The 10,371-nt window shown below is 70.2% G+C and carries 9 protein-coding genes and 1 pseudogene; 6 read left to right on the plus strand and 4 right to left on the minus strand.

Annotation, left to right across the window (positions count from 1 at the left end):
• A pseudogene (locus D7V97_RS33120) lies at positions 1–199 on the minus strand (hypothetical protein); the annotation flags it as partial.
• A gap of 84 nt (positions 200–283) precedes the next feature.
• Here D7V97_RS33120 and D7V97_RS33125 point away from each other — a divergent pair.
• From D7V97_RS33125 to D7V97_RS33140, 4 genes are all read left to right on the plus strand, one after another.
• Positions 284–1,390, plus strand: coding sequence for an AAA family ATPase (locus D7V97_RS33125; RefSeq protein ID WP_120614617.1), 1,107 nt, complete (start codon positions 284–286; stop codon positions 1,388–1,390).
• Positions 1,387–2,283 (plus strand): tRNA pseudouridine(55) synthase, encoded by an 897-nt coding sequence (locus D7V97_RS33130; RefSeq protein WP_120614618.1) that lies wholly within the window; start codon positions 1,387–1,389, stop codon positions 2,281–2,283. The genes D7V97_RS33125 and D7V97_RS33130 overlap by 4 nt, the downstream gene beginning before the upstream one ends.
• 11 nt (positions 2,284–2,294) lie before the next feature.
• Complete coding sequence (locus tag D7V97_RS33135; protein ID WP_120614619.1) at positions 2,295–2,903, plus strand: GNAT family N-acetyltransferase; 609 nt, start codon at positions 2,295–2,297, stop codon at positions 2,901–2,903.
• Between the two features lie 207 nt (positions 2,904–3,110).
• The gene (locus D7V97_RS33140) at positions 3,111–4,601 is read left to right on the plus strand and encodes a hypothetical protein (RefSeq protein ID WP_120614620.1); all 1,491 of its coding nucleotides are present in this window, start codon (positions 3,111–3,113) and stop codon (positions 4,599–4,601) included.
• A 181-nt stretch (positions 4,602–4,782) separates the two neighbouring features.
• On the opposite strand, the gene tkt is transcribed toward D7V97_RS33140, so the two are convergent.
• From tkt to D7V97_RS33155, 3 genes are all read right to left on the minus strand, one after another.
• Positions 4,783–6,849, minus strand: a complete 2,067-nt coding sequence (gene tkt, locus D7V97_RS33145) for a transketolase (protein ID WP_120614621.1) — start codon at positions 6,847–6,849, stop codon at positions 4,783–4,785.
• Positions 6,850–6,980: 131 nt separating this feature from the next.
• Positions 6,981–8,186: a VWA domain-containing protein gene (locus D7V97_RS33150; protein ID WP_120614622.1), complete on the minus strand. Its 1,206-nt coding sequence runs from the start codon at positions 8,184–8,186 to the stop codon at positions 6,981–6,983.
• An 18-nt stretch (positions 8,187–8,204) separates the two neighbouring features.
• Positions 8,205–9,053, minus strand: coding sequence for a MoxR family ATPase (locus D7V97_RS33155; protein WP_120614623.1), 849 nt, complete (start codon positions 9,051–9,053; stop codon positions 8,205–8,207).
• A gap of 165 nt (positions 9,054–9,218) precedes the next feature.
• On the opposite strand from D7V97_RS33155, the gene D7V97_RS33160 reads away from it, so the two are divergent.
• Positions 9,219–9,851 (plus strand): vegetative protein, encoded by a 633-nt coding sequence (locus D7V97_RS33160; RefSeq protein WP_368668981.1) that lies wholly within the window; start codon positions 9,219–9,221, stop codon positions 9,849–9,851.
• Between the two features lie 122 nt (positions 9,852–9,973).
• A partial coding sequence (locus D7V97_RS33165) for a hypothetical protein (protein WP_120614625.1) occupies positions 9,974–10,371 on the plus strand: 398 nt, incomplete at its 3' end.

Genomic DNA, 10,371 nt, shown 5'->3' on the forward strand with positions numbered 1-10,371 from the left:
CCCCCGCATCCACGTCGGGCGTGCCGGAGTCCAACGGCATGCCGGAGTCCAACGGCGTGCCGGAGTCCAACGGCGTGCCGGAGTCCACGGACATGCCGGCGTCCGTGGTCGTCCCCGCATCCGGGGTGGCGTCGTTGGAGCAGCCGGTCAGGGTCAGGGCCAGGGCCAGGGTCAGGAGCCAGCGGGACGGGGGCGACATGGGGGCCTTCTCCTCTTCACGGCGCCACGGAAGTGGGCACGCGGCCGTATACGCAATGACGGAGACGGCTAGGCTGCACAGCCCATGCCCATCACGCGTCTGGAGATTGCCGGATATCGCTCCGTGCGTCAGCTCCACCTGGAGCTGGGCCCGGTGAACGTGGTGGTGGGGCCCAACGGCAGCGGCAAGACGAACCTGTACCGCGCGCTGTACCTCCTGGCGGTGTCGGCGGAAGGCCGACTGGCGCGCACGCTGGCGGAGGAGGGCGGCACCCCGAGCGTGATGTGGGCGGGCCCCCGCGACCCCAAGAAGCCGGTGCGGCTGAAGGTGGCGGTGGACCTGGACGACCTCGCCTACGAGCTGCAATGCGGCCCGATCCCCGAGTCGGACACGGCCTTCCGGTTGGATCCGGAGGTGAAGGAGGAGCACCTCTGGGCGTACTCAGGAGGCCGGCGCGGGGTGCTGATGGAGCGCAAGGGCCGCACGGCGTTCCTGCGCGACGCGGACGGCACGAGGGTGACGTTCCCCACGGAGCTGTGGAGCTCCGAGTCGGTGTTGGATCAGCTCGCGGAGCCGCACCGCTTCCCCCGGCTGATGGAGGTCCAGCGGACCCTGACGGCGTGGCGCTTCTACCACCACTTCCGCACGGATCCGGACGCGCCCCTGAGGCATCCCCAGGTGGGCGTGCGCACGCCGGTGCTCGCGCACGACGGGAGGGACCTGGCGGCGGCGCTCCAGACCATCCTGGAGGTGGGGGACGACGCCGGACTGGCGCAGGGCATCGACGACGCCTTCCCGGGCACGCGTCTGGAGGTGCACGCGGACGAGGGGCGCTTCAGCCTGTTCCTGCGCATGCCCGGCCTGTCCAGGCCCATGGCGGCGACGGAGCTGTCGGACGGGACGTTGCGCTACCTGTGCCTGCTGGCGGCGCTGCTCAGCCCCCGTCCGCCTCCGTTCCTCGCGCTGAACGAGCCGGAGACGAGCCTGCACCCGGAGCTGCTCAAGCCCCTGGGCCGGCTCATCGTGAACGCGGCGAAATACAGCCAGGTCTGGGTGACGACGCACGCGGAGGAACTCTCGCGCACCATCTCCCAGCAATCGGGTGCCGAGCCCGTGCACCTCGTGAAGCACGACGGCGCGACGACGGTGCGCAAGGCCGGAGCGCGGGACGACGACGAGGACCCGTCGTGACCCCCGGCCTCTACCTGACGCACAAGCCCGTGGGCCCCACGAGCTTCTCCGTGGTGCGCGCCTTCCAGGAGGAGGCCCAGGCCACGCGTCCCGGCCGGCGCACGGCCCTGGTGCACGGCGGCACGTTGGACCCCTTCGCGGAGGGGCTGCTGCTGATGCTGGTGGGCCCGGCCACGCACCTGTTCGACCTGCTGCACGCCGTGCCCAAGACGTACGTGGCCCGCGTGGAGTGGGGCACGGAGATGGACACGGGCGACCTGCACGGCCGCCCCGTGCACCAGGGGGACACCGGCGCGCTGACCCCGGCCCTGCTGGACGCGGCGCTGGAGCCGTTCCTCGGGTGGACAGCGCAGGTGCCCCCGGCCACCAGCGCGAAGAAGGTGGACGGTGAGCCCGCCTACCGCAAGGCGCACCGGGGCGAGGCCGTGGACCTGCCCCCCTCGCGCGTCTACCTGCACGCCGCGCGCTGGCGCTCGCACGACCTGCCCCGCGCGAGCGTCCTGGAGCTGACCTGTCGCGGCGGCTACTACGTGCGCTCCCTGGCCCGCGACCTGGGCCGGAAGCTCGGCTGCGGCGCGCACCTCTCCGCGCTCCACCGCACGGCCATTGGCCCATGGAAGGACCCCGGCCCGGGCCAGCGCGTGGAGCTGCACGGCCACGATGTGCTCCCCTGGGCGCGCGTCCGCGAGCTCACCGACCAGGACGTGGGAGCCCTGCGCCGCGACCAGTCCATCCCAATCGCGCCCCTCCAGCCTCCCGGGTGGCGTCTCCCCCCGGGCTTCCCGGATCCCCAGGCCCCGGTGCGAGGCTTCCATCAGGGAAGGTTGACCTTCCTGCTCACCGAGCGCGACGGCGCGCTGTGGCCCGAGACAGAGCTGCGCGGCGGCGTCTAGAAGTCCGCCCCATGGCCGCTCCTGACATCCAGACCACCGAGCTGACCCCGAAATTGTGGCCCGCGCTGGAGCAGCTCTTCGGCCGCAACGGCGCATGCGGGGGTTGCTGGTGCATGTTCTGGCGCATCCCCGAAGGCGAGCGCTACGACGACGTGCGGGGCCCCGAAGCGAAGCGCCGCTTCAAGGCCCTGGTCGAAAGCGGCGAAGCCAAGGGCGTCCTCGCCTTCGTGGACGGAGTCCCCGTGGGCTGGGCCACCTACGGCCCCCGCCGCGCCTTCCCACGCCTGGACCGGGCCCCCAGCTTCAAGTGCGACGACTCGGACGCCGTCGCCTCCGTGCCTTGCTTCTTCATCCACCGGGACTGGCGAGGGCAGGGCGTGGCCACGGTGCTGCTCGCCGCGGTGGAAGTCGCGCTGCGTCGCGAAGGGCACCGCACCCTGGAGGCCTATCCGGTGAAACCGCCGGCCGGGGGAGGGCGTATCAGCAATGGGAGCGCGTACACGGGCACGCTGCCCTTCTTCCTCAAGCGCGGCTACGCGCTCGCCGCCGAACGGCCCGCCGGCAAGCAGCGCGTGCGCAAGGCGCTCAAGCCAGCTCCGCGCAAGAGTCCCCGGCCCTGATGACCGCCGTCACCACCCGGGGGTGGGGGGGCTGGTGACAGTCATCACCGGTGGTGACAGTTGTCACCACCCCCAAGCGTCCGTCGCTGTCGCGTAACCCATTGGAATCACGATGGAACGACACGTCGGGGCAAGTGGCACGACACGCGCAATAGGTCCCGGCATGACCGCTTCCGCAAAGGAAGCCGCTCCTCCCGGAGATCTAAAATGTCCAACGCCAAGATCGCTTCCGCCGTCATCACGAAGGCCGCCGTCTCCAGCCGTCCTGCCGTCCACCATCACCACCACCTCGGCCACTCCAAGCTGCACGGCAAGGAGGCCGCGCAGCTCGGTCAGGTGAAGGCGCAGCTGGCGGACATGAAGGCGCAGCTGGCGTCGCTGAAGGACGCGGTGAAGAACGGTGACAACTTCTCCGCCGGCAGCCGCGGCTGCTGGACCCCGACGACCTCCCAGTGGACCCCCAAGGACCTGGGCGCGATGGTGGAGCTGAACAAGCTCAACCAGACCTCCGGCTCCATCGGCGCCGGGCAGATGGCGGACACCATCGAGCGCGCCGTCGGGGACCTGGACGGCCAGGCCGCCTCCAGCGAGTACCGCACCGTCGCGGACTGGGCCATGAACAACCGCGAGCGCCTCACGCCGGAGGCGAAGCAGGTCGTGGACATCTATTCCAAGTACGCGGCCATGTCCCAGGCGCGCGGCGAGTCCGGCATCCCCCAGGACGACTTCAAGAAGATGCTCGGGGAGATGCGCGACGTGGGTGACGCCAGCGCGAAGAAGGCGCTCGCGCACCTCGACCGCAAGGGCGGCACGGTGTCCGGCGAGGACATGGCCCGCGCCATCAAGACGGGCACCGCGGACCACGACGGCCAGGCCGCCGGCGCGGAGGCCAAGGAGTTCGAGAAGTGGGCCTCCAAGAACGAGAGCCGCCTGAGCCCCGAGGCGAAGGAAGTGCTGGACGTCTACCGCAAGCACACGAAGGCGGCGCAGGCCCAGGGCCGCACCGGCCTGACGGACACGGAGTCCGCGGCCATGAACCGCGAGATGCGCAAGGTGGGCGCCGGTGACGTGAGCGCCCGCAAGGCCACGGAGAAGCTGGACAAGGAGAACGGCCCCATCTCCGGCGAGGACCTGACCAAGGCCATCCGCGAGGGCATCTCCGACACGGACGGGCACTCCACCACCTCCGAGCTGAAGGAGTTCGAGAAGTGGGCCGCGAAGAACGAGAGCCGCCTGACGCCCGAGGCGAAGAACGTCCTGAAGACCTACCAGGCCGCCGCGAAGAAGGCCGGCCCGGAGGGCATGACGACGAAGGAGACGGACTCCATGTTCAAGGCCATGGACCGCTTCCAGACCTTCCGCGACAGCTCCATGCGCAACGCGCTCCAGGGCCTGGACAACAAGAACGGGCAGATCAACGGCAAGGACCTGACGGCCGCCATCAAGAAGGGCGCCGCGGACCATGACGGCCAGGCGGCGGGCGTGGAGTTCACCGACGCGATGAAGTGGGCGCGCCAGAACTACGACCGCCTCACGCCGGACGCGAAGAAGGTCGTGGAGACCTACGAGAAGTACGCCTCCCGCGCGCAGGCCCACGGCTCCACGGGCATGGCCCAGGGCGACTTCAACAAGATGATCAAGGAGATGGAGTTCGTCAGCAACCCGCCGCGCCCGCGCCCGATGTTCTTCGCGGCCTGATCAGCACCGCGGTACCGCGACTCGGGGGGAGTCGCGGCTTGAACGGGGGGAGCTGAACGGGGGGATTCGCAGGGGGGAACTACAGCCACACGCATCCACGGAGTTCCCGCCGGAGGTAGCCCGGCGGTGAACCCAGAGGTGCCCCGGACCTTCGGGGGAGGGTCCGGGGCCCTTTCATTTTCTACGGCTGCGTCGCCTTGGACTTCGCGACGGTGGCCTTGGCTTCCTTCACCACGTTCTCCACGGTGAAGCCGAACTTCTGCTGCAGCGCCTTGATGGGCGCCGAAGCGCCGAAGCTGCGCATGCCGATGACGCTGCCGGTGTGGCCCACCCAGCGCTCCCAGCCGAACGCCGCGCCCTTCTCCACCGCGACGCGCGCCTTGAGGGACGCGGGCAGCACGCGCTCCTGGTACTCGGCGGGCTGCTGCTCGAACAGCTCCCACGACGGCATGCTCACCACGCGTGCCTTCACGCCCTCGGCCTGGAGCTTCTCCGCGGCCTCCACCACCAGCGACACCTCCGTGCCGGTGCCGATGAGGATGACGTCCGGCTTGCCGCCTTCGGCCTCCTGCAGGATGTACGCGCCCTGCGAAAGCCCGGAGGCCGGAGCGAACTTCGTGCGGTCCAGCGTGGGCACCGGCTGCCGCGACAGCACGAGCACCACCGGGTGGTGCTGCTGCTTCGCGATGTAGCGCCAGGCCTCCGTCACCTCGTTCGCGTCACCGGGGCGCAGCACGATGTTGCCGGGGATGGCGCGCAGCGACACCAGCTGCTCCACCGGCTGGTGCGTGGGGCCGTCCTCGCCCAGGCCAATGGAGTCGTGCGTGAAGATGTGGATGGAGGGGATCTCCATCAGCGACGACAGCCGCATCGCCGGGCGCTCGTAGTCACTGAAGATGAGGAACGTGGCGCCGTACGCGCGCACCTTGCTCAGGTTGAGGCCGTTGACGATGGAGCCCATCGCGTGCTCGCGCACGCCGAAGTGGATGTTGCGGCCCGAGTGCTCGCCCGGCTTCATGGACGTGGACGCGGACAGGTACGTCTTCGTGGACGGGTTCAGGTCCGCGGAGCCGCCCACCAGCCACGGGTAGTTCTTCGCGAGCGCGTTGAGCACCTTGCCGCCCGACTCGCGCGTGGCCATGCCCTTCGCGTCCGCGGGGAACACCGGCAGCTCCTTGTCCCAGCCGTCCGGCAGCTCGCGCTTGAGCATGCGCTCCAGCTCGTGCGCCAGCTCCGGGTGCTGCTTGCGGTAGTCGGCGAAGGACTTCTCCCACGCCTCGCGCAGCTGCTTGCCGCGCGCGCCCATGCGCTCCTGGAAGCGCTCGCGCACGCCGTCGGGCACGAGGAACTGCGCGTCCTCGGGCCAGCCGTAGTTGCGCTTGGCGCCCTTGAGCTCCTCGGCGCCCAGGGGCTCGCCGTGGGCGCTGGCGGAGCCCTGCTTCTTGGGCGCGCCATAGCCGATGAAGGAATTGACGACGATGAGGGTGGGCTTGCCGCGCGCTTCCTTGAAGGTGCGGAAGGCCTTGCCCAGCGCGTCCAGGTCGTTGGCGTCCGTCACCTGGAGGACGCGCCAGCCGTAGGCCTCGAAGCGGCGACCCACGTCCTCGGTGAAGGCCAGGTCGGTGCTGCCGTCGATGGAGATGTGGTTGCTGTCGTAGATCCAGCAGAGGTTGGGCAGCTGGAGGTGGCCGGCGAGCGACGCGGCCTCGGACGCGACGCCCTCCATCATGTCGCCGTCGCCGCAGATGGCGTAGACGTCATGGGTGAACAGGTCGAAGCCGGGCTTGTTGAAGTGCCCCGCGAGCCAGCGGCTGGCGAGCGCCATGCCCACGCTGTTGGCGACGCCCTGGCCCAGCGGGCCGGTGGTGGTCTCCACGCCGGTGGTCCAGCGGTACTCGGGGTGGCCGGGCGTGGCGGAGTCCAGCTGGCGGAACTTCTGGATGTCCTCCAGCGACACGGCGGGCGCGTCCGTCACGTCGTACTCGCGGTCCACGCGCTTGACGCCCGCCAGGTGCAGCAGGCTGTAGAGCAGCATGGACGCGTGGCCGTTGGAGAGGATGAAGCGGTCGCGGTCCGGCCAGATGGGGTGGGACGGGTCGTACCGCAGCTCCTGCTGCCACAGCTGGTAGGCCACGGGAGCCAGCGCCATGGGGGCGCCCGGGTGGCCCGAGTGGGCCTTCTCCACCGCGTCGATGGACAGCGTGCGGATGGTGTTGATTGCCTGGGTATCGATCTTCTCGGTCGTCATGCAGTCTCCCGCGCCGGGGTGCGTCGCGGGCGCACCATGCCGCAACCGGGCGCGGTGCGCCGCACGAAACACACCCGCCGCCAGGTGGGCTGGCCGGCAGGGGACACTGGACTTCCCGGGAATGCCCCAGGCTACCGCCGCACCGCCGCCCCGCGAGGAGTCTTCCCGCGCGTCAGGTGGCTCACCGCCTCACCCAGCCCCTCCACGGTGAGCGCGAACATCGGGAACACGTTGGCGATCATCGCGATGGTGCCCGAGCGCCATGACCCACGGGGCTCCGGGTTGAGCCACACGTTGCGCTCGAAGTGCTGGGCCAGTTGCATCAGCCACGTCATCCCCTCCAGTCCCTCCTGGCGGTACTGGCCATTGGCATCCGTGCGGATGCCCAGCTCATACGGCGCCATGGACGCATCGCCCACCATCACCAGCTTGTGGTGCCGGCCTACCTGCGCGGTGAGCTCCGGAACGGTGAGCCCGCCCGTCAGCTGGGGCGTGGCGTAGAGCTTCCCGTAGACGCAGTTGTGGAAGTAGTAGGTCCGCAGCTCCTTGAAGTGGGACGCCTGGCTGGCGACGCTGAACAGCCGGCTCACCAGATGCGCGTACGGGTCCATGGACCCGCCCACGTCCATGCACAGCACCACGCGGGTGTTGGGCCTGCGCGGCGGCCGAGTCACCACCTCCAGCTCGCCCGCGTTCTTCGCGGTGGCGGAGATGCTCTCCTCGATGTCCAGTTCCTCCAGCGCGCCCTCGCGCACGAAGGCCCGCAGCTTGCGCAGCGCCACGGCCATCTGCCGCGTGTCCAGCACCACGTCGTCGCGGTAGCCCGCGTACTTGCGAGCGCCGGCCTGCCACAGCGCCTGCCCCTGCCGTCCGCCCGTGCCGCCAATGCGCACGCCCTGCCGCGCCATGCCGTTGTTGCCAAAGGCAGACGCGCCGCCCGTGCCCACCCAGCGCGAGCCGCCGTCGTGGCGCTCGGTCTGCTCCTTCAGGCGCTGCTCCAATTGCTTGCGCAGCTCCTCCGGGTCCCACTGCTCCAGGAGGGCCAGCTCCTCCGGGCTCAGGTCGCGCCGCTCCTTCGCCTCCTCCAGCCAGGAGAGCAGCTCCTCGGTGAGCTTGAGCGCGTCGGACGCGACGCCCTGGAAGTGCGAGAGGAACGCCTGATCAAACGCATCCAGCTGCGTCTCCGAGTGCACCAGGAGCGCGCGCGCCACGTGGTAGAAGCCATCCAGGCTGCTGTCATGCAGCCCGGCCTTCAGCGCCCCGGCGAGGGCGAGCGCCTCCTGGGCGCCCACCTTCACCCCGCGCTTTCGCAGCTCGTAGAAGAACGGCAGGAACATGGCCCGTGTCCTTCCCTGCTACGCGCGAGACTTGCGGCCGCGTCCGAACGCTTCCGCCACCGCCACCAGGTCCTGCTCCTTCTTGAGCAGCGCGCCCAGGAACGGCAGCTGCTCCTCCAGCTTCAATTCCATCACGCCGTTGGCCTTGAGCACGGAGATCCAGTCGATGAGCTCGCTCGTCGAGGGCCGCTTGCGCAGCCGCGTCATCGCCCGCAGCTCGTAGAAGACCTTGAGGGCCTGCTCGGACAGCGACGCGTCCAGCCCCGGGTGGTGCACGTCCACGATGCGCTGCATGAGGTCGCGCTCCGGGAAGTCGATGAAGTGGAACACACACCGGCGCAGGAACGCGTCCGGCAGCTCCTTCTCGTTGTTGCTGGTGATGAGCACCACGGGGCGGTTCTTCGCCACCACCTCGTCGTTCGTCTCGGAGATGCGGAAGCGCATCCGGTCCAGTTCGTGGAGCAGGTCGTTGGGGAACTCCAGGTCGGCCTTGTCCACCTCGTCGATGAGCAGCACCACGCGCTCCGGGGAGGCGAAGGCTTCGCCCAGCGGCCCCAGGCGGATGTATCGCCGGATGTCGCGCACGTCCCCGTCGCCGAAGCGCGAGTCATACAGGCGCTGCACCGTGTCGTAGACATACAGGCCATCCTGGGCGCGCGTGGTGCTCTTGACGTGCCAGGTGAGCAGCTTCAATCCCAGTCCCTGGGCAATCGCCTCCGCGAGGAGCGTCTTGCCGGTGCCGGGCTCGCCCTTGACCAACAGGGGGCGCTGGAGCGTGAGGGCGCAGTTGACGGCGGCCTGCAGGCCCTCGCTCGTGAGGTAGGAGTCGGTGCCGCGGAAACGGACGGGGGTGGGAACCGGGGTCATGACGGGTTCCTTTAACATCCTGAGCAATGTTTCCATCCCGCCGTGGACGGTTGGGTGTATATCCTGCCCCACATGGCCCCACTTTCCCTTGAAACCGAACTGCGCGACATGGTCCGGCGTGAGTTGCAACAGCAACTCGCTCCCTTTCAGAAGGCCGTGGCCCGTATGGCCAAGGGGCTGGAAGCCCTGGATGTCCTGCGTGAGGTGACGCAGCGTCTGGCGCCCCTCTCCAGCCGCCTCGGTGCGGTGGCCGGCGTGCGCACGCCCACGCTGGCGCCGGAGCCGGTGGCCCGCCGCCGCCCGGGTCGTCCGCCGTCCGCGAAGACCGTCGCGAAGAACGCCGCGAAGAACGCCGCGGCGCTCGTGAAGGCGCCCGCCGCGAAGCTCGCGCCGGTGAAGGCGCCCGTGAAGGCGCCCGCCGGCAAGGCCGCTGCTCCCGCCGCCAAGGCGCCCGCCACCCGCGGCCCCGGCCGTCCTCCGGCCGTGCGCGCTCCGGCTGCTGAAGACAACCAGGCCTGCGCGGTCATCGGGTGCAAGCGTCAGAGCCGCTCCAAGGGCTACTGCTCGGCGCACTACCAGAAGCTGCGCCTGCTCATCCGCACGGGCCGCCGTCCGGACGCGTGGGTGGATGGCGCGCGGTCGCAGTCGGTGCAGGACGTGAAGCTGCCCCGTGGCCGCGCCGGCAGCCAGGCCCTGAAGGAAGCGGCGAAGCCGCCCGCTCCCGTCGCGGCGCCCCCCAAGCCCAAGGCCTGGGTCCGCAAGAAGGGCGCGGGCGGTGGCATGGTGTCGCTGAACTGACGGCGTACGTCGTCCCCCGGACGTCCCGCGTGGTGGGTCGCCCCCAGCGGCCCGCCATGCGTCCGACACGCGGTGCTTCCTTCGATTGACAGGGAGCCCCCGGCGGTGTGATTCCGGGCCGCATGAGCGAGCAATATCCAGTCACCGTCGCGGTCCGTCGCCCCGACGGTCAGGTCGAGCAGGTCCGGGTGGGCACGGCGTACAGGAACGGCGAGGGCTTCACGCTGCAACTGGGCGAGCTGTCCATGAGCGCCACGCCCATGGCAGCGGCCCCGGCGGCCCGTCGCGCCGCCCCCGCCGCGGGTGCGCCGGCCGGTGGTGGCGACGGCATGACCCTTCCCAACTACGGCCGCAGCAAGGGCGCGCCCGTCTACGGCGCCAGCCTCCAGGACCTGGAGTTCTACGCCAACGGCGCGCGGCGCTCGCTGGCGGACCCCAGCAAGTCGCGCTGGCACGACAAGGAGCGCCAGCTCCTGGCCTCCATCGAGGCGGAGATCGCCCGTCAGCGCGGTGAGGGCGG

The sequence above is a fragment of the Corallococcus sp. CA053C genome, assembly GCF_003611675.1.
Lineage (GTDB): Bacteria > Myxococcota > Myxococcia > Myxococcales > Myxococcaceae > Corallococcus.

Coding starts and splice junctions, on each gene's coding strand:
- D7V97_RS33150 (WP_120614622.1), bottom strand. CDS start 8,186: ATGTTCCTGCCGTTCTTCTACGAGCTGCGAAAGCGCGGGGTGAAGGTG.
- D7V97_RS33125 (WP_120614617.1), top strand. CDS start 284: ATGCCCATCACGCGTCTGGAGATTGCCGGATATCGCTCCGTGCGTCAG.
- D7V97_RS33155 (WP_120614623.1), bottom strand. CDS start 9,053: ATGACCCCGGTTCCCACCCCCGTCCGTTTCCGCGGCACCGACTCCTAC.
- D7V97_RS33140 (WP_120614620.1), top strand. CDS start 3,111: ATGTCCAACGCCAAGATCGCTTCCGCCGTCATCACGAAGGCCGCCGTC.
- D7V97_RS33160 (WP_368668981.1), top strand. CDS start 9,219: ATGGCCAAGGGGCTGGAAGCCCTGGATGTCCTGCGTGAGGTGACGCAG.
- tkt (WP_120614621.1), bottom strand. CDS start 6,849: ATGACGACCGAGAAGATCGATACCCAGGCAATCAACACCATCCGCACG.
- D7V97_RS33135 (WP_120614619.1), top strand. CDS start 2,295: ATGGCCGCTCCTGACATCCAGACCACCGAGCTGACCCCGAAATTGTGG.